This window comes from Hallella seregens ATCC 51272 (assembly GCF_000518545.1).
Taxonomy (GTDB): Bacteria; Bacteroidota; Bacteroidia; order Bacteroidales; family Bacteroidaceae; genus Prevotella; species Prevotella seregens.
This window is the reverse complement of the sequence record NZ_JADU01000012.1, coordinates 45679-65147: the sequence shown is the minus strand read 5'-3', so window position 1 is coordinate 65147 and position 19469 is coordinate 45679. Positions and strand designations below refer to the sequence as shown.

The following is a 19469-nucleotide window of genomic DNA, read 5'->3' as shown; positions in this document are numbered from 1 at the left end:
GCTCACGTTGGGAAGACTCCAGCCTGCATGATGCCCGCCGGCGGACGACCGGCCTGCCACTCGTCGCGCATGAAATTCATGGCCGGGGCCACATGCTTCAGATAGGCAAGGTTGCCCTGACACAAGTAATTGACACCCGCATGCGTGCGGTTCCGCGACCCCGAGGGGCCGGTCTCGAAGCGGTCTTTAGGGCAGCCTCCGTTACACGCAAACCGATAGGCGCACTGCTTGCACTGTGGTGGAAGCAGTGCGCCTTTGGCTTGTCCGAAGATCTGCTGGCAGGGACTGAAAGCCAGCGTGGCCAGCGGCGTGTGGCGAAGATTGCCCAAACGGTAGGCGGGCGACACAAAATGGTCGCAACTATAGACCTCGCCGTCGGGCTGCAAGGCCATCGACAGCCCGCAAGCAGGGGCAAACGAGCAGATGCCCGGCTCCACACCGCACCAGCAAGCCAGTGTGGCATCGAAGTGTTCCACGAAGACGGTGCCCACGTCGCACCGCACCCAATCGTCGAAAAGCGTGCAAAGAAAGCGGCCCCACTGCTCGGGCAGCACCGTTTCGGGCGTCATTCGGCCGTCGGGGGCCTGCTCCACAATGGGTGTGAACTGGAGATAGCGACAGCCTATCTCCTTGAAAAAGCGATAGAATGCCAAGGGATGGTCGGCATTGAGGCGGTTGATCGTGGCCATGGCATTCCATTCTACATCGTACTTTTGCAGCAGATCGATGCCCCGCATCACCTGATCCCACGTGGCTCCGCCCTGCCGCGTGCGGCGAAAGGCATCGTGTAGGGGCTGCGGGCCGTCGATGCTGATGCCTACAAGAAACCCGTGTTCGCGCAGAAACTCGGCTGTCTCGGCCGTGAGCAACGTGCCGTTGGTCTGCAGGGCATTGTCTATATGCCGGCCGTGCCCGTACTGCCGCTGCAGCCGAATGACGCGCTTGAAGAAGTCGAGACCCATGAGCAACGGTTCGCCACCGTGCCAAATGAAGAGCACTTCCTCCGTGGGCTGGCTGCCGATATAGTCGCGAATGAACTGTTCCAGCAGCGCATCGCTCATGCGTCCCGAGGCCTTGTCGAGAAAATAGCAGTAACTGCACCGCAGGTTGCAGGCCGAACCGCATGGCTTGGCCAGCATGTAATAAGGACGGACAAGGGGAAACGTAGACATGGCGGGCGGTATTAGCAGAGACCGGCTATGATTTCTGCCTCAGTGACCAGGTTCTGATCGCCGGGCACCGTGTTCTTCAACGCAGAGGCTGCAACCGAGAAATCGAGGCACCGCTGGTCGTCGTCGGGCCAGCGGCGACGGGCATGGATGAAGGCGGCCACCCAGGCGTCGCCCACGCCCATCTGGTCGACGATGGGCTGGATGTCGTAGATACGCGAGGTGTAGATGCGTCCCTCGGCCCAGAGCACTCCGGCATTGACGTGGTGATTGAAGGAAAGCTGGTTGCGGTGGGCGATGAGCATGCGACGGCATCGGGGGAAAAGCGCATGCAAATGATCGAAATAACGGCGGTAGGCATCCCGGTCGAACCGGTAGCTTTCATCGAGTGCAGTAAAGGGGATGGGCTCAAGGCCGCTGGCCACGTACCACTCGTTCTGGTCGCCAAAGATGAACGAACTGTACTGCATCAGCTCGTCGAGCGACCGGCGTGCATCGGCGCCGGGATACCGCCACAGGTTTCCACGGTAGTTGATGTCGCAGGTGAGTTCGATGCCCGAAGCGTCGGCGCGTCGCACAGCATCCATCGTTGTGTCGAGGGCCGCCCGGCTGGTGGCGCAGGTTATGCCAGAGCAATGGAACAGTCCGGCCCCTGCAAAGACGGGCTCCCAGTCGATGTCGCCATGCTCGAGCGTATTGAACGAGGAGTCGTCGCGGTCGTAAACTACCCGCGAGGAGCGCATGGCGGCCGACGGCTCAAAGTAGTAGGTGCCCAGCCGCTTGCCTCCACGCACTGCGTGCCCCACGTTGAGTCCGAGCGAGCGCAGGTGCATGAGGGCGGCCTCACCGATGGAATTGTCGGGAATGCGGGTGACAAACTCCACGTCGTCGCCCAGTTGCGCCAGACTTACAGCCACATTTGCTTCCGATCCGCCATAGTCGGCGCCGAACGTGCTGCCCTGAAACAGTCGCCGGCTGCCCGGCTTGGACAGCCGCAGGAGTATCTCTCCAAACGTAATTATCTTCTTCATCCTGTCAAGTATAAAGGGGACGCTGCCTGCGGCAACATCCCCCTCACGTTATGGTTTGTGCGTTCTTTCGGGTTTATTCGAGGGTCTTGCCCGTGGCCAGAGCGAGTGTATCGCGGGCGATGACAATCTCCTCGTCGGTGGGAATCAGCACCACCTTGACCTTGGAATCGTCTGAAGAAATGACGCGCTCCTCGCCACGCACGTTGTTGCGCTCGGCATCCATCTTCACTCCAAGGTAACCAAGTCCCGCGCAGCTGTCAAGACGCATGCCCGTCTGGTTCTCGCCCACGCCGGCTGTCCAGACAATAACATCCACGCCGTCCATGGCAGCAGCGTAGGCTCCAATGTATTTCTTGATGCGATAAGCGTACATCTTGAGGGCCAGGACAGCCTTCTCGTTGCCCTCGTTGGCCGCATTCTCCACGTCGCGCATGTCGCTTGAGATGCCGGTCATGCCAAGCACGCCGCTCTTCTTGTTGAGATATTCGGACATTTCGTGGGGTGTCATGCCGCTCTTCTCCATCATGAACGTCACGGCCGAGGGGTCGATGTCGCCGCAACGACTGCCCATCATCAGACCGGCCAGCGGGGTGAGGCCCATCGAGGTGTCGATCACCTTGCCGTTTTTGACGGCTGCAATGGAGGCGCCGTTGCCGATATGGCAGGTGATGACCTTGGTCTTCTTGTAGTCGAGACCCAGAAATTCACAGGCGCGCTTCGACACATAGCGGTGCGACGTACCGTGGAAACCGTAGCGGCGAACGTGGTATTTGGTGTACCATTCATAGGGCACGGCGTAGAGATAAGCGTAGTCCGGCATCGTGCTATGGAAAGCATTGTCGAACACTGTCACCTGCGGCACGTCGGGCATAAGCTCGTCTACAGCCTTGATGCCGGCCAGATGGCCCTTGTTGTGCACGGGGGCCAGTTCGATCAGGCTCTCTATTCCTTGCTCCACCTCGGGGGTCACGAGGCAACTCTTCTCGAAGAGGTCGCCGCCTTGCACCACGCGATGCCCCACGGCCCCTATCTCGTCGAGGCTCTTGATGGAGCCCATCTCGGGATCGAGCAGGCATTTGAATACCAGTTGCACGCCCTCCTTGTGGGTGGGCAACTCGGCCATGATTTGCTTTTTGTCGCCATTTGCGAGCTTCACCTTGATGAAAGCCTCATCCAATCCGATACGCTCCACGCCGCCTTGAGCCAGCACACGCTCGTCGGTCATGTCGTACAGCTTGTATTTAATAGAACTGCTTCCACAGTTCAGAACCAATATTTTCATAGTCTTGAATTGTAAATGATGAATCGTGAATTAAGAATTCGCCTTGGCATCCTGGGCCTGACAGGCCGTGATGGCCACCATATAATAGATGTCGTCCACGGAGCAGCCGCGGCTCAGGTCGTTCACCGGACGGGCGATGCCCTGAATAATGGGGCCGATGGCAAGGGCGTTGCCCAGACGCTGAACGAGCTTATAGCCGATGTTGCCCACCTCGAGATTGGGCACCACCAGCACGTTGGCCTTGCCGGCAATGTCGCTTCCGGGGGCTTTCTTGGAGCCCACGGCGGGCACCAAGGCGGCATCGGCCTGTAGTTCGCCGTCCACTTTCAGCTCGGGATACTTCTCATGGGCAATCCTTGTAGCGTCGAGCACCTTGTCGATGATGTAGACACTCTTGCCCGTCTCCTTGTCCTTGGCATCCTGAGCAGAGCCTTTGGTCGAGAAGCTGAGCATGGCCACGCGCGGATCGGAGAAGCCAGCCACGGAGTGTGCGGTTTGTGCAGTGGTGTAGGCTATCTGGGCAAGCTGGTCGGCCGTGGGGTTCGGGGTGACGGCTACGTCGCCCATCACCACGATGCCGTCCTCGCCATACTCTTTCTGATGGGTGATAATCAGCATGGCACCACTCACGCAACTGACACCGGGGGCGCACTTAATGATTTGCAGGGCGGGGCGCAACGTGTCGCCCGTGGTGCTGAGCGCACCCGAAATCTGGCCGTCGGCGTCGCCGGTCTTGATAATCATGCAACCCAGATAAAGATTGTTTTTGGTCACCAGCTCGCGGGCCTGATCCACGGTCATGCCCTTTTTCTTGCGCAGTTCGGCCAGCACTGCGGCATACTCCTCCGTCTTCTCGCAGTGCCGCGGATCCACGATGGTGGCCTTGTCAAGATGGGTCAGGCCCCAAGCCTCGGCCTCTTTCCTGATATTCTCAGGGTTGCCGATGAGAATCAGGTCGGCCAAATCGTCGGCCAATACCTTATCCGCTGCCTTCAATGTGCGTTCTTCCTCTGCTTCGGGAAGCACGATGCGCTGCTTGTCAGCCTTAGCACGCGCCACAATCTGTTCTAATAAACCCATAGTTTGATTCTTATTCCATTAATTGTCTGTTGTATGCTACAAAGTTAGGCAAAGTTTCCGAGGTGGACAAACACAAGGCGTAGAAATTAGGCGTAAACGGTCATAAAAACGCCCTTATACGCTTGCCATCTCACGGGCAAGGATGCTCTCCAGCTCCTCTGCCGAGAGCCGCAGGCGGAACTGCCCCCTGATGGCCACGCTGATGCGCCCGGTCTCCTCCGACACCACCACGGCGATGGCGTCCGAATCCTGGCTGATGCCCATGGCAGCACGGTGGCGCAGCCCCAGTTCCTTGGGAATGTCGAGGCTGTGGCTCACGGGCAGGATGCAGCCGGCAGCCTTGATTCGCTTCTTCGAGACTATCATGGCACCGTCGTGCAAAGGCGAGTTCTTGAAGAAAATGTTCTCTATGAGCAGTTTGTTCACACTGGCATCGATGGTCTCTCCCGTCTGCACGATGTCGTCGAGTGGCGTTGCCCGCTCCACCACGAGGAGTGCACCCACCTTGGCTTTGGCCATATCCATGCACGCCCACACGATGGGCATGATGGTGGCTTTGTCCTCCGTCTGCCCGGCATCTTTCTTTTGCGAGAAGAAGCGCAGCACGTTGCGCACCCGCTCGTGGGCGCCCAACTGATAGAGAAACTTGCGTATCTCTTCCTTGAACAGCACGATGAGGCCGATGACACCCACGCTCACCAGCTTGTCAAGAATGCTTCCCATGAGGCGCATCTCCAGCACTTGCGAGACGAAAAGCCACACCAACACGAAGAACATGATGCCGATAAAGATGTTGAGCGACCGGCTCTCCTTCATCAACCGATAGATATAATAGAGCATCAGGGCGACCAAAAAGATGTCGATGATGTCTTTAATGCCGAATTCAAAAAACATAATATCCTTTGTTTGGAGGAGTTAAGGGGTTATGGAGTTAAGGAGTTATGACAGCGGGTCTGCGGTTGAATGAGCCCCAAGAACCATTTGTCTTAACTCCTTAACTCCATCACTCCTCTAACTCCACACGTTAAACCATCCCCAAGAACCTGTTGTCTCAACTCCGTCACTCCTTCACGCCATCACTCCACACCCATGGTTCGTCCCACGAGCTTCACCGCCTGCACCGCCTCGCGCACGTCGTGCACACGCAGGATGGAGGCTCCCCGCATCAAGGCAACGGTGTTGAGCACGGTCGTTCCGTTGAGCGACTCGTCGGCCGTGATGCCCAACACCTGATGAATCATGCGCTTGCGCGAGATGCCGGCCAGCACAGGCAACCCCAGAACAGACAGCCGATCCATCGTGTCGAGCACGCGGAAGTTCTCGTCCATGGCCTTGCCGAAGCCGAAACCAGGGTCGAGAATGATGTCTTTCACGCCGAGGTCGTGCAGCTGCTGCACCTCGCGGGCAAAGCCAACAAGCATGTCGTGCAGCGTGCCCTGCACCGACATGAGGATGTAGGGCACCCGCAACCGTCCCATCATACGGAAGATGGCGGGGCAGTCGGCGGCGGTCTGCTCCAGCGGCGTGTCCACAATGCCTGTGAGTCCGCCCTCCGACACGTCGTTGATGATGTCGGCCCCATACTCCTCCACCGCCATGCGCGCCACCTCGGGCCGGTAGGTATCTACGGAGACGACGGCGTCGGGCTGCTCGCGGCGCACGATGGGCAGGGCGCGACGCAGCCGTTCCATCTCCTCCTCCTGCGTCACCTCGTGGGCGCCGGGACGCGTGGAGAAGGCCCCCACATCGATGATTGTGCCACCCTCGGCCACGATCTGGTTGGCCCGGTCGGCTATTTCGGCCTCGGTCTGCTTGCGGCTTCCGGCAAAGAAACTGTCGGGCGTGCAGTTCAGTATGCCCATCACCTGCGGGCGTTTCAGGCTGAACAGCCGGCCGCGCACGTTGATGGTATAGTCCGTGCTTGTATTTGTCATTGCTTCTTTCGTCTTCAAAACTTACTATAATAATAGGTGGACGTTCAGCCTCGGGCCAGCCAAATGCCGAAAAATCGGTCGTAGACCTGGTAGGCATCGTCCGTCTGCAGCAGCAGTTCCTTGTCCACCAACACCTTGGCTGCCGACTTCACCGTGCTGGCTGCACCCAGCTGATGGGCCGCGACAAAGGCCTTGCCGAGTATCTCGCGCACCGTCCCCTCCCGGGCCACGGCCCGCAGCAGCCGCCCCTGAGCCGGGGTGACGAGGCGCAGAAAGGTGTGATAGGTGGGGGCGTTCTCCTCTACGATGTCGGCCAGCACACGGTCTACGGCATCGGCCGTGATGTCGGTCGCGCCCGTTTCATAGAGCCGGTTGAGCGTCATCTGCACGTACCACGTGTGCCCGGAAAGCCGCTCGTAGAGCCCGCCGAACACGCCGGGCAGCAGCCTCCGCCCGGCATCGGCCAGCCTGGCCTGGACAAAGGCCTCGTAGGCAGCCGGGGCAATGCTCCCCAAATTCATCATCTGCGCACTCTGATAGAACGGGCGGGCGGCCGAAACAAACATGTTTTCCAACACGTGGCGCTGGCTGCCGGAGAAAATGAAGCGCACCGAGGTGAGGTGTTGGATGTGGGCACGCAGCAGGGCCTCCACCTGTTTGTCAGCATAAGTGGTGACGGTCTGGAACTCGTCAAAGGCTACATAGCAGCGTTTGCCCGACTGCTGCATGTAGTCGAATATCTCGGCCAGCGACCGTTCGGCCAGGTCGGGCTGCACGTCTATCGTGAGCGAGGGCTTCCCCGTCATGGGGTCGATGGTGATAACGGGGCGCAGCGACCTGAAGAAAGTGGCCACCCGCTTCACCAGCCGGGCCTCGGTGGTGTCAAGCGTGCCCAGCACAGCGTCGCCCAGCTTCTTGACGAGCGAGGCCAAACTGTCCGTCTGGTACAGGTCTACATAGTAGCACGCAGCCTCCCCGGCCTGTTCCACTTGGTGGAACACGTGCCTGATGAGCCCCGTTTTGCCCATGCGACGGGGACTGACGAGGGTCACATTGCGGCCGTTTCGCAGGGCGGAGGCCAGCTTGTCTGTCTCCTGCTCACGGTCGCAGAAATAGGCCGGCGACACATAACCGGACAGCAGAAAGGGATTGACAATGTCCATAAACACAAATCTTCAAGTCGTTGCGAAGCGTCGTTGCGAACTTCTCGTTACGAACTTTTCGCAATGCAAAGATAGGCAATTCCGGCTTATCCCGCAAGCACGGCGGGCAAAAATCGCTCCGCCGGGGCTGCATACAGACTTTCGGGGCCTCTCACTCCTCCACAATTTCGCTGGCCCGGTTCCAGCCCGGAGCCGCGCGATAGAGGGCGGCCGTGCCGCGAGGCACGCAGAGCACCGACGTCTTGTTCACGCCAAAGCGGCCCAATGCAGGCGGCACCAGCCACTTCACGTGGATGCGGCGGGCCGTGAAGTTGCCCTTGAATCCCTGGTCGGGGCCCATCTGCAACGTGGCCGGATAGCTGATTTCGTCCAGCCGCGCGCCCGTGTGGAAAGCCTCGTCGCCGAGCGTCTCCAGCTGCGAGTCGGCAGGAATATGGATTTGCGAGAGCTTGGAGCAGTTGAAGAAGGCATAGCTGCCCACACTGCGCACGGAGGCGGGGAAGTCCACCTCGCAGAGCTCCAGACAGAGATGGAAAGCGCGATGGCCGATGGCCGTGAGCCCACGGGGTAGCACCACGCGCTGCAAGGGCGTGCGGGTGATGCTGAATGCACCGTCAGCCAGCACGTCGGGCCTGCGGCTGACGTAGGCGTCGAGCGTGGTGCCGATGGCCTTTTCGGCGTATGTGCCACACGTCACGAGGCTGCACTCGCCCAAGTCCACCTGCTGCAAGTTCAGGGGAATGCCGTGGTGCGTCGACACGACATTACCCTCAGCGTTGGTCCATCGCCACGACACCTCGGGGCAAAGCAGCGTGCGCAGTGCCTGCATGTCGGCGTCGTTGAGCTGCCCCGAGAGCTTCAAGCTCCGCAGTTCACGCCACTTTCGTGGGTCGCTGCCCAGCAGCGTGCCCAGCTCTCCGGGCTTGTCCACCCGCATTTCCTCCTGCTCGCGCAGCGTACGGGGGCCCTGGTGCACGGTCACCGACACCGGCACGGCCCCGGGAGCCGCAATCGTCAGCTCGGCCGCACGGCCCAGTCCGCGGTTGGGCTCGCACCGGAGGCGGTAGATGAACGTGGCGTAGGGCCGTGTCGGGCCTCCCCACTTTTCCGCCATCCTCGACTCCACCTTGAGCCATGAGGCCTCGGCGGGCACGGTGACGGTGTGCTCCAGGTTGGCCGTGACGAAGACATAGGCATTGGTGCTGTCGGTCGCCACGTCGATGTGCGTGCTGCGGAGGCGCAGCTGCGGGGCGAAGTGCTGGCGCAGGGTCACCACGTAGCGCCGCTCGCCCTGCGTCAGCGTGAGCTGTGCCCGCCGCCACCCCATCTCCGGGTTGCGTGTCACGTGTATCTGTACGGTGCTTGTTTCGCCGGCGTTGGCCACGGTGGCGGTGCACCAGGGGCTCTCGCCCTCGGCTGTTTCGCCATTGTCCACCGTTGCCTGCCAAGGCTCGTCGCCCGACCGCAACACCAAGGCAAGGGTGGTGTCGGCCGCACCCGTGAGTACCTCCTGCTGTTCCAGTATCTGCCGCGTGGCCGGATCGGTGGTGGGTTGCGGCTGCTCGCTGTCGCTGCCACAGGCCGTAAGCAGCAGCAAGGCGCACGTGGCCAGCCAGGCGTTTACAAGTCTCAATCGTTTCATGCGTGTTTCAAGTTTACAGTCCTGCCGGTTTGCCGGCTCTCGCAAAGTTAAGCAAAATCTGCCAACCCGCGCGGATCGGAGTGCAAAGGAGTGGCTTTTTTCGTATATCTTAACAGTAGCCGCAGCTTCCGGCTACACCTTATTATATAAGGGGCACTCGGCACACGCCCCACCGCGGCGGGCCGCACATTCTGCCACGGCGGCCCACATTTCCGCCCAAAACATTTGGAGGTTTAGCCCGAAACCGCTATTTTTGCGCGCGGACAGGGGGCTCTCCCTCCACGTCCGTCAAGAATCATGAACAGCAAAGCACTATACCAGCTCTACCTACAACACCCGCAGGTAACCACCGACAGCCGCAACTGTCCGGCCGGAAGCATCTTCATCGCCCTGAAAGGGGCCTCGTTCAATGGCAACAAGTTTGCCCGCGCCGCCCTCGAGCAGGGTTGCAGCCACGCCATCGTCGACGAGGCGGACTGTGCCGACCCCGCCGACCCGCGCATCATCCTCGTGGACGACTGCCTCACCGCCTTCAAAGAGCTGGCCCGCGAGCACCGCCGCCAGTTCCGCATCCCCGTCATCGGCATCACCGGCACCAACGGCAAGACCACGACCAAGGAGCTCGTCTCGGCCGTGCTGGCCGAGAAATACCGCGTGATGCACACCGAGGGCAACTTCAACAACGACGTGGGCGTGCCCAAAACACTGCTGCGCCTCGCCCCCGAACACGAGATTGCGGTGGTGGAAATGGGGGCCTCGCACCCCGGCGACATCCGTAAACTCGTGGACTATGTGGAGCCCACCTGCGGCCTCATCACCAATGTGGGCCGTGCCCACCTGCAGGGATTCGGCTCGTTCGAGGGCGTGAAGCAGACCAAGGGCGAGCTCTACGACTATCTCAAGGCCCACGGTTGCCTCGCCTTTCTCAACACCGGCAACGACCATCTGGTGGAGATGGCCCGCCAGCGCGGCCTCGACCGCGTGCTGAGCTACGGTCAGGACAACCAGGCCCGTGTGCAGGGCCGCGTCACGGGCTGCACTCCGTTCCTGGGGCTCGAGTGGTGGCAGGACGACGCCCTGGCCGACGGCGATGCCGCCACCGACGACCCTACCGGCCCGCAGCCCGGCATGCAGACACCGAGGCATGCCGTCCGGACGCAGCTCATCGGCGCCTACAACCTCGACAACGTGCTGGCCGCCGTCGCCATAGGCCTCCACTTCGGCGTGACGCCCGGGCAGATAGGACACGCCCTGGAGCACTATGTGCCCAGCAACAACCGCTCGCAACTGGAGCAGACGGCCCACAACTGGCTCATCATGGACGCCTACAACGCCAACCCCACAAGCATGGCAGCCGCCATTGACAACTTTGAGCGTACCGAGGTTTCCATGCCCAAGATGGCCATTCTGGGCGACATGCGCGAGCTGGGCGACGTGAGCAACGAGGAGCACCAGCGCGTGGCCGACATGCTCACCACGGCCCGCTTCGACTGCGTGTGGCTCGTGGGCGAGGAGTTTGCCAAGACCCGTTGCAGCTTCCGCAAGTTCAGAAACATCGACGAGGTCAAGGCCGCCATAGCCGCCAACCGCCCCGAAGGCCACTGCATCCTCGTCAAGGGGTCCAACGGCATCCGCCTGTTCGAGCTGCCCGCCCTGCTCTAAGGGCGGAGCGTGCGGCGGCCGGGGCCATGCCGCCATACGGCCATGGCTGCCCCGCCACATGGCTGGGATTGCGCCGCTACACGGCCGGGACTGTGCCTCGACGGCCCGAACGAAAAACAATAACGGTGAAAACGCCTGGCGATTGCGGCGTAGACGCACTGCGTTTACAGCGTAATCGCCGGGCGTTTGCGGCATAAAAGACGGGCGGGCACGCGATGGCGGCAGGGCCAAGGGCCCGTCGCCGCCCGTGCCCCACGGTGCGACGACCTCTATGCCACGGCGTGGCGGCCCCTGCCCCATCCGCCAGCGGTGCAGACACGAAAGGGTGGCGGTGCATATACGGAGGGATAGCGGTGCGCGCGCGGACGGGCGACGACAACGAAAAAGTCCGGCACCGCACGAATGCAGTAACCGGACCGAATGAAAGGAGGAAGTGGTACCACCAGGAATCGAACCGGGGACACAAGGATTTTCAGTCCTTTGCTCTACCAACTGAGCTATGGCACCTTAGGCTTGTTTGCGGGTGCAAAGGTAGTGGTTTTTTGGCGAATGCCCAAATTTTTCCCTGCAAAAATGCGTGCGTTTCGGAAAAAAGGCGTACCTTTGCACCGTCAAAAGAGGAACGCCCCCAGGGGTGCCGACTCTTGAGATGGCAGCGGGATGTAGCGCAGTTGGTAGCGCACTACGTTCGGGACGTAGGGGTCGGGCGTTCGAGTCGCCTCATCCCGACCAGCCAAGAGGGTTGCTTCGTGCAGAAGCAACCCCTTTTTGTTTCCTCTTTCAAAATTCCACATAGGGCCGCAGCCGGTCAATGTCGGCCGCGGTGAAGTCGTCGAGCAGCCGCAACTGGTCCAGACTGGTGAGCGGGCCGTGCAGCCGTCGGTAGTCGACGATGGCCTTGGCCTGATAGTAATTGATGTAGGGGTGGCGGCGCAGCTCCCCCAGCCGCAGACGGTTCACCTTGAGCCGCTGCACGCCGCCGCCCGTCACGAAGTAGCCGAGGGCCTGTTCGGGAAAGTCGTCTATCTCGCGCAGCTGTTCCGTGTGGGCGTAGCCGCCCAGCCGCTGCCGGTAGTTCACGATGCGGGCGGCAAAATACGGGCCGATGCCGGGCACCCGCATGAGCAGCGTGGTGTCGGCCGCGTTCAGGTCCACACGCTCCGTGGGGCCCAGCTTGGCCGGGTGGCGGCGGACGGTGTCGGCCGTAACGGGAGTGGCGGTGGCGTAGCGCGTGGCGGCGGGCAGGTAGTCGTCGGAGATGCGGATGTAGGGCTCGAGCTCCCGATACTGCCGGCGCGTGAGTCCGTAGAGTCGGGCAAAGTCGGCCGGCCGGCGATAGATGCCGCCGGCGGCACGGTAGCGGTAGATGTTGCGCACCTGCCAGGGCTGCAGCCCGAGCCGCAGCAACTGGCTGCTGTCGGCCGTGTTCGGGTCAAAGGGGAAGCGTTCGGGAACATGGGCCGGAGCCACGGCATAGGGCTCGTAGGCCTTGGACGGGTGCGCTTCGTCCGTGTCGGCGAAACGCGGCTGCGGTCGGTCGGTCGCGGCTGTGGAGTCTACGGAACCGGCGGCACCACGGCCCCCGCCTCCGCCCAGCCAGCCCATCAGGGCGAGGCCACCCACCAGCAGCAGCAGGAAGAAGAGGAGCACGCCGCGGTCGGAACGGTTGAAGAAGAACAGGTCTTTGGGTTTCATGGCAAAAGAAAGGATATGGGGGCCGGCTAAATAACACCCAGCTGATGCAGGAACACGGCGACGATGCAGAGCGGCGAGACGTAGCGGATGAGGAAAAGCCACACGGCAAAGAGCACGCCGGACAGGGTGCCCCAATTGGTAAACTCGTCGCGCACCACGCGCCGGGGCACCACCCATCCCAGCAGGATGCAGGTGAGGAACGAGCCCAAGGGCAGCAGGATGTTGGAAGTGAGGTAGTCACAGCAGTCGAGGAAGCTCTTGCCCAGGATGCTGATGTCCGCCGCACCGCACGAAAGCGAGCATGCCACGCCGATGGCGACGGCACAGAGCGTCTCCAAAACTGCACCGCGCGGCCGCGAAATGTGGAGTTGCTCGTAGAACATGGCCGTGCCAATCTCGTGCATGGAAATGGTGGACGTGAGGGCGGCCAGGGACAGCAGGGCATAGAACAGGATACCGACGATGTAGCCCAGCGTAGGCGTGAAGGCCTGTTGGAACACTGTGGGCAGGGTGATGAAGATGAGCGAGGGCCCGCTGTCGGGGTTCACGCCTACGGAGAAAGCCGCCGGAAAGATCATCAGTCCGGCCAGGATGGCTATCAAGGTGTCGATGCCGGCAATCTGTCCGGCCGAGCGCAGCAAGTTGGTCTGACGGCTGAAGTAGGAGGCATAGGTGCACAGACAGGCCGTGCCCAGCGAGAGCGAGAAGAAAGCCTGGCCCAGCGCATCAAGCAGGACACCGCGCGAAATCTTCGTGAAGTCGGGCTTGAAGAGGAACGCCACCCCACGCCCGGCGCCGGGCTGCAGGCACGAAGCCACCACGACGATGAGCAGCAGCACGAAGAGTGTGGGCATGAGCAGGTTGCTGAACCGCTCGATTCCCCTGCGTACGCCGCGGATAACGACGAGGTGGGTCAGCAGGATGAAGGCCACTGTCCAAAGCAACGGCTTCACGGGATGCGACGAAAACTCCTGGAAGTAGCGGGCCACGTAGGCGGCATCGCCGTTCAGTCCGCCCAGCAGCGAGGCCATGAGGTACTGCAGGCACCAGCCCGCCACGACCGAGTAGAAGCCGAGAATGATGATCGACGTCACGGAGCCCATGTAGCCTACGGCCGCCCACCACTTGCCGCCCAGCAGGTGATAGGCCCGCGCTGCATTGGATGCACCGTGGCGGCCCACGATGAATTCGCCCACCATGCCCGGGATGCCCAGCAGCAGAATGCACACCAGATAGAGCACGATAAAGGCCGCGCCGCCGTCCTGTCCCGTCATGTAGGGGAAGCGCCAGATATTGCCAAGTCCCACGGCCGAGCCGGCCGTGGCCAGAATAACGCCTATCTTGGTTCCGAAATTTCCGCGTTCGCTCATGGTCTTGGGGTATTGATGGTGCGGCGGCGACAGGGTGCAGGGCCGCCGCGTTGTGTTTTAAATAATGCCGAATTGGTGCAGGAAGATGCAGAGAATGGCCAGCGGACACACGTAACGCACCAAAAAAAGGTATGCGCCGAAGAAGCGGCCGCTCAGCGTTCCCCAGTTGGTAAACTCGTCGCGCACCAGCCGGCGCGGCACAAACCAGCCCAGAAACAGGCAGGTGAGGAAGCCGCCGACAGGCAGAAACACCTGTCCGGTCACAAAGTCGAAGAGGTCGAAAAGCGACCGGCCGGCCACCTGCAGCCCATCCACAGCCCCCAGCGAGAGCGAGCAGAAGCCGCCAATGACGACGGTGGTGGCGGTGACGAGCATGGCTCCGCGCCGACGGGTGATGTGCAGCTCCTCGTAGAAGAACGAGGTGCTCACCTCGTGCAACGAAATAAGCGACGTGAGCGCTGCCATGGAGAGCAGGGCATAGAACAGCAATGAGACGATCCAACCCAGCAGAGGCATGCCTACAAAGGCCTGGTTAAACACGTTGGGCAGGGTGATGAAGATGAGCGAGGGGCCGCTGTCGGGGTTCACACCCACGGAGAAAGCCGCCGGAAAAATCATCAGTCCGGCCAGCACGGCCACGGCCGTATCGACCAGCGACACCTGCAGGGCCGAGTTGAGCAGGTTGGTTTGACGGCTGTAATAGGAGGCATAGGTACAGATGCAGCCCATGGCAATGCTCAGCGAGTAGAACGACTGGCCCAGCGCACCGAGGAAAACGCCCTTGTCCACCTTGGTGAAATCGGGCCTGAAAAGGAACTCCACACCCCGCGAGGCATCGGGCAACAGGCATGAAGCTACCACGATGACCAGCAGCAACACGAAGAGTGTGGGCATCATCAGCTTGGATGCACGCTCTATTCCGCCCCGCACGCCATGGATAATGACAAAGTGTGCAAAGAGCAAGATGGCCGCTGTCCAGAAGATGGGGCGCACGGGATCAGTGGAGAATGCCTCAAAATAGGTCTTCACAAAGGCCGGGTCGCCCCGCAGCTCGCCCATCACCGAGGCGTAGACGTACTGCAGGCACCAGCCCGACACCACGGCATAATAGCCTGTAATGAGGAAGCCTGTGAGCACGCCGAGCAGCCCTACGTACTTCCACGCGCTGCCGTCCGACACCTTGGCATAGGCCCGGAACGTGTTGGACGCACCGTGACGACCGATGATAAACTCCGAGATCATGCAGGGAATGCCCAGCACCAACACGCAGCACACATAGATAAGAATGAAAGCAGCACCACCGTTCTCGCCGGTCATATAGGGGAAACGCCACACATTTCCCAGGCCCACGGCCCCGCCGGCCGTGGCCAATATCATGCCCATCTTGCTCCCAAAATTGGATCTTTCTTCTGACATAAGCGTCCTTTCTTGTTGCTTCGGCTTGCAAAATTATAAAAAATAATCCGCTTTTGCGGGTACGATGAAAGCAAAAATCCGGAAATTCTTTGATTTATAAAGCAACAGACAGGCATGTTCTCGGCAAGCCTCCACGGCCCCGCCGCCATGCGGCCACCTGTCAGCGGTAATCCTCCGGCACGTTTTCTTTCCAGCGTTCGTAGGGATTGGACAGCAGGTGGGAGTTGTAGAAATGCTTGTCACCCGTCACTTCGGGCCCGATGAAATCGGGCTTTTCGTAAGCCTCGGCCTCGTTGCCAAGTTCCACCTCGGCCATCACCAGCCCGTCGTTGGCCCCGTGAAACTCATCGATCTCGAAGACATGCGCCCCGCTCCGCACCAAGTAGCGGTGCTTATCTATCACTCCTCCCCGGCAAAGCTGCATCAAATGGGCGGCCTCGTCGAGGGTAATCTCCTTCTCAAATTCGTAGCGAGTCATGCCGCCATTGACGCTGCGGCCCTTGATGGTCAGGAAAGCGCGGTCGTCGCGGACACGGATACGCACCGTGGCGCCGTCGGCAGGGATATAGCCCTGCTGGATATGGCTGCACGAAAAGGCGGCGCGCCTGTACGCGCCGCCCCTCTTGACGAGAAACTTTCTCTCTATTTCCAGTCCGCTCATCCTACGAGATACATACTCCAAATCATGTAAATGATGGCCAGTGCGACAAGGATGCCGAAGATCCATTTCACCACACTGTCGCCCTGGTTTTTCTGTTTCTCGTCGCGCTTTTCACGAACCACTTTCTTCTCTGCAGCGTTCACTTCGCGTACGGGGATGTGGGCGTCGTTCTTCTTTTTATTGCTCATACCATTTCAATTTTATAGGTTTAACGATTAGATTACAGATTGCTGTCATGCCTCTTCCTCGTCGGTCACGGGAAATTCCATGAGGTAAGCCTTGATGAATCCGTCGAGTTTGCCGTCCATCACACCGTCCACATCGGAAGTCTGGAAGTTGGTACGATGGTCCTTCACCCGGCGGTCGTCGAACACGTAGCTCCTAATCTGGCTGCCCCACTCTATCTTTTTCTTGCCGGCTTCTATCTTAGCCTGGGCCTCCATACGCTTTTTCATGGCCCGGTCGTAGAGCTGACTCTTGAGCAGCAACATGGCCTTGGCCCTGTTTTTAGGCTGGTCTCGGGTCTCGGTGTTCTCAATAAGTATCTCCTCTTTCTCGCCCGTATCGGGGTCTTCGTACTGATAACGTAGCCGCACGCCCGACTCAACCTTGTTCACATTCTGGCCTCCTGCACCGCTGGAACGGAACGTATCCCAGCTCACTTTGGCCGGATCGACATACACTTCAATGGTATCATCGACCAGCGGCGACACGAAAACGCTGGCGAAACTCGTCATGCGCTTGCCCTGTGCATTATAGGGAGACACACGCACCAGGCGGTGCACGCCGTTCTCGCTCTTCAGGAAGCCATAGGCATATTCGCCTCCTTCGATGGTCATGGTGACGCTTTTGATGCCCGCCTCGTCGCCCTCCTGGATGTCTGAGACGGTTACCCGGTAGCCGTGGGCGTCGCACCAGCGCATGTACATACGCATCAACATCTGTGCCCAATCCTGACTTTCTGTGCCGCCAGCACCCGAATTGATCTTCATCACGGCCTCCATCGGGTCTTCAGTCTGCCGCAGCATGTTCTTCAGCTCCAGTTCCTCGATGGCCCCGATGGCCTTGGCATAGTCGGCATCGACCTCTTCTTCGGTCACCAGCTCCTCCTTGTAATAGTCGAAAGCCAGCTGCAACTCATCGGCGTACTGCTTCACTTCGTTGTAGCCCGACAGCCATTTGCCGATGCCTTTAACCTTTTTCATCTGGGCCTCGGCCCGCTTGGGGTCGTCCCAAAAATCGGGAGCTTGCGTGCGCAATTGCTCCTCTTCGTATTCCACTTTCTTCTGGTCGATATTCAGATAATGGTGTAGCTTCTCTGTGCGCTCCGCCACATCTTTCAATTGATCTGCTGTTATCATTTCATCATTGTTTTGGGGGGAGTGAGGGCGTTAAGGAGTGATGGAGTTATGACACATGGGAAATTCACATGGCAGCCGTCCGCAAACCACTGGGCTTAACCCCATCACCTCTTGACTCCACGCCTCCTATTCCTCATACATGCGGTCGATTTCCTCCTTGTAATTCTTGTATATCACGGGGCGTCGCATCTTGAGAGTATTGGTGAGTTCGCCCGATTCCATCGAGAAATGATGGGGCAACAAGGCAATGCGCTTGATTTGTTCGTAGTGGGCCAACCCCTGCTGCAAGGTCTCTATGCGGTCCATCATCATGTCGTGCACACGCTGGTTGGCACACAAATCCTCGCGCGACTCGAAGGCAATGCCGTTGTCGCGTGCCCACTCCTCGACCAGTCGGAACTCCGGCACCACGAGAGCCGAGACAAATTTACGCTGGTCTGCAATCACGGCCACCTGGTCGACGAACTTGTCTACAAGCAGCATCGACTCCACCATCTGCGGGGCAATATACTTGCCGTTGCTGGTCTTGAAGAGGTCTTTGATGCGCTCCTTGAGGTAGAGCTCGCCGTCTTTCATGTAGCCCGAGTCTCCCGTATGGAAGAATCCATCGGCATCGAAAGCCTGTCCGTTGAGTCCGTCGCGCTTGTAGTAGCCCTTGGTGATGGTGGGGCCCTTGAGCAGCACCTCGTCGTTGGCTCCAATCTTGATTTCCAGCCCCGGCACGGGACGACCCACCGAACCCACGGTAAACGGTTTGCCCAAGCGGTCGCACGACACCGTGGCCAGGCTCTCGGTGAGCCCATAGCCCACAATCATGTTGATGCCGATGGAATGGACGAATTCCTCCACCTCGGGCGAGACGTAGGCACCGGCCGTCGGAAAGATGTGCTGGTTCTCGAGACCCAGCTGCTTGCGCACCAGGCTCAACACCGAAGCATTCACCATTTTATATTCCAGCGCCAGCGTGAGCGGCGGCCGCCGGCCGTTGGCCAGGTACTCGATGTTGTGCCGTCGGCCCACACGGAGCGCATGGCGGAATATCTTCTGCTGCACGCTGCCGGCCCGGTCTATCCTGTCTTTCACGGCCTGATACACTTTCTCCCAGAAGCGCGGCACGCTCGACATGCACGTGGGATGGGTCTCGCGCATCGAATCCTGTATCTCCTTGGGATAGGTGTTGATGATAATCTCGGCCCCCATGGTCAGTGACAGATAGGTCCATCCCCGCTCGAAGATGTGCGTGAGAGGCAGGAAACTAATGATTCTGTCCTTTTCGCTCACCGGCACGCACTCGCCGTTGGCCCGCATGGCGGCGGCATACTGCCCATAAGTGAGCATCACACCCTTGCTCTCGCCCGTGGTGCCACTGGTATAGATGATGTTGCAGAGGTCGTCGTCATTGGCTTCGGCCCAGCGCTTCTCCACCTCCGTCTGCCGCGGCAAGTCCTCGCCGAGCTTCAGGAAGTCGTCAAAATAGAGTGCGTTGGGGTCGTGGGTACTGATGCGTACACTGTCGTCGAAGACGATGATACGCTCCAGCGAGGGGCACAGTGCAAAGACACGGTGGGCCTTGTTGTACTGTTCCTGCTCGCCTACAAAGAGAAAGCGCACCTCCGCGTCGTTAATCATGTACTGTATCTGCTGCTCCGAGCTTGTGGCATAAAAGGGAATTGAGCATGCCCGCACACCGTAGGCGCCGAAGTCTGTATAGAGATAATGGATGCAGTTTTGGGAAAAAACAGCTATGTTTTCCTGCGGACGGATACCCAGGTTGAGCATGGCATTGCTCACCTGCTTGACGCGCAACGAGAACTGATTCCAAGACACGGTCTTCCACTTCAGGCTGCCGAAGTTGCGAAAAGTGAGTGCCGCCCGAGAGCCATATTTCTTTGCCTGTTCATGGATAAGGACCGAGAGGTGACTTCTGTTCTGCATGTTTTTGGGATTTATAATTGATGCAAAGATAGCGTTAATTGGCAAAGAAAACAAGAAAAATCCCCGTT

General features: G+C 59.9%; 16 protein-coding genes and 2 tRNA genes. 2 read left to right on the top strand and 16 right to left on the bottom strand.

Annotated features, from left to right (window positions below; genetic code table 11):
• Nucleotides 1-2 precede the first annotated feature (2 nt).
• The 8 genes from L888_RS0105580 to L888_RS0105545 form a co-directional block, all read right to left on the bottom strand.
• Nucleotides 3-1172 (bottom strand): anaerobic sulfatase maturase, encoded by a 1170-nt coding sequence (locus tag L888_RS0105580; RefSeq protein WP_027952165.1) that lies wholly within the window; start codon nt 1170-1172, stop codon nt 3-5.
• 11 nt (nt 1173-1183) lie between these two features.
• Nucleotides 1184-2200: a sugar kinase gene (locus L888_RS0105575; protein ID WP_005845779.1), complete on the bottom strand. Its 1017-nt coding sequence runs from the start codon at nt 2198-2200 to the stop codon at nt 1184-1186.
• Between the two features lie 73 nt (nt 2201-2273).
• The gene (locus L888_RS0105570; RefSeq protein ID WP_027952164.1) at nt 2274-3482 is read right to left on the bottom strand and encodes an acetate kinase; all 1209 of its coding nucleotides are present in this window, start codon (nt 3480-3482) and stop codon (nt 2274-2276) included.
• A gap of 30 nt (nt 3483-3512) precedes the next feature.
• Nucleotides 3513-4562: a phosphate acetyltransferase gene (gene pta, locus L888_RS0105565; protein ID WP_027952163.1), complete on the bottom strand. Its 1050-nt coding sequence runs from the start codon at nt 4560-4562 to the stop codon at nt 3513-3515.
• A 114-nt stretch (nt 4563-4676) separates the two neighbouring features.
• A complete protein-coding gene (gene cdaA, locus L888_RS0105560; protein ID WP_005845776.1) occupies nt 4677-5456 on the bottom strand; it encodes a diadenylate cyclase CdaA in 780 nt (259 codons plus the stop codon).
• 182 nt (nt 5457-5638) lie between these two features.
• The gene (gene folP / locus L888_RS0105555) at nt 5639-6496 is read right to left on the bottom strand and encodes a dihydropteroate synthase (protein ID WP_027952162.1); all 858 of its coding nucleotides are present in this window, start codon (nt 6494-6496) and stop codon (nt 5639-5641) included.
• Between the two features lie 44 nt (nt 6497-6540).
• Nucleotides 6541-7659: an AAA family ATPase gene (locus tag L888_RS0105550; protein ID WP_027952161.1), complete on the bottom strand. Its 1119-nt coding sequence runs from the start codon at nt 7657-7659 to the stop codon at nt 6541-6543.
• A gap of 151 nt (nt 7660-7810) precedes the next feature.
• On the bottom strand, nt 7811-9301 hold the full coding sequence (locus L888_RS0105545) for a leucine-rich repeat protein (RefSeq protein ID WP_027952160.1): 1491 nt from the start codon (nt 9299-9301) through the stop codon (nt 7811-7813).
• A 297-nt stretch (nt 9302-9598) separates the two neighbouring features.
• Between L888_RS0105545 and L888_RS0105540 the strand changes: the two genes are divergently transcribed.
• On the top strand, nt 9599-10963 hold the full coding sequence (locus L888_RS0105540; protein WP_027952159.1) for a UDP-N-acetylmuramoyl-tripeptide--D-alanyl-D-alanine ligase: 1365 nt from the start codon (nt 9599-9601) through the stop codon (nt 10961-10963).
• A gap of 434 nt (nt 10964-11397) precedes the next feature.
• On the opposite strand, the gene L888_RS0105535 is transcribed toward L888_RS0105540, so the two are convergent.
• Nucleotides 11398-11470 (bottom strand) — tRNA-Phe (locus L888_RS0105535).
• A 149-nt stretch (nt 11471-11619) separates the two neighbouring features.
• Between L888_RS0105535 and L888_RS0105530 the strand changes: the two genes are divergently transcribed.
• Nucleotides 11620-11695, top strand: a tRNA-Pro gene (locus L888_RS0105530).
• A gap of 48 nt (nt 11696-11743) precedes the next feature.
• Here the strand turns inward: L888_RS0105530 and L888_RS0105525 are convergent.
• From L888_RS0105525 to L888_RS0105495, 7 genes are all read right to left on the bottom strand, one after another.
• Nucleotides 11744-12658: a ComEA family DNA-binding protein gene (locus L888_RS0105525; RefSeq protein ID WP_027952158.1), complete on the bottom strand. Its 915-nt coding sequence runs from the start codon at nt 12656-12658 to the stop codon at nt 11744-11746.
• Between the two features lie 26 nt (nt 12659-12684).
• Nucleotides 12685-14028 carry a sodium-dependent transporter gene (locus tag L888_RS0105520; protein WP_027952157.1) on the bottom strand — a complete coding sequence of 448 codons (1344 nt, stop codon included), beginning with the start codon at nt 14026-14028 and terminating at the stop codon, nt 12685-12687.
• Nucleotides 14029-14085: 57 nt separating this feature from the next.
• Nucleotides 14086-15444 carry a sodium-dependent transporter gene (locus tag L888_RS0105515; protein ID WP_027952156.1) on the bottom strand — a complete coding sequence of 453 codons (1359 nt, stop codon included), beginning with the start codon at nt 15442-15444 and terminating at the stop codon, nt 14086-14088.
• A gap of 160 nt (nt 15445-15604) precedes the next feature.
• Nucleotides 15605-16105: a CYTH domain-containing protein gene (locus tag L888_RS0105510; protein WP_005845763.1), complete on the bottom strand. Its 501-nt coding sequence runs from the start codon at nt 16103-16105 to the stop codon at nt 15605-15607.
• Entirely contained in the window at nt 16102-16293 is a 192-nt protein-coding gene (locus tag L888_RS0105505) for a hypothetical protein (protein ID WP_027952155.1), read from the bottom strand. The genes L888_RS0105510 and L888_RS0105505 overlap by 4 nt, the downstream gene beginning before the upstream one ends.
• A 45-nt stretch (nt 16294-16338) precedes the next feature.
• A complete protein-coding gene (prfB, locus tag L888_RS0105500; RefSeq protein WP_027952154.1) occupies nt 16339-17466 on the bottom strand; it encodes a peptide chain release factor 2 in 1128 nt (375 codons plus the stop codon).
• 126 nt (nt 17467-17592) lie between these two features.
• Nucleotides 17593-19401, bottom strand: a complete 1809-nt coding sequence (locus L888_RS0105495) for an AMP-dependent synthetase/ligase (protein ID WP_027952153.1) — start codon at nt 19399-19401, stop codon at nt 17593-17595.
• Nucleotides 19402-19469 lie beyond the last annotated feature (68 nt).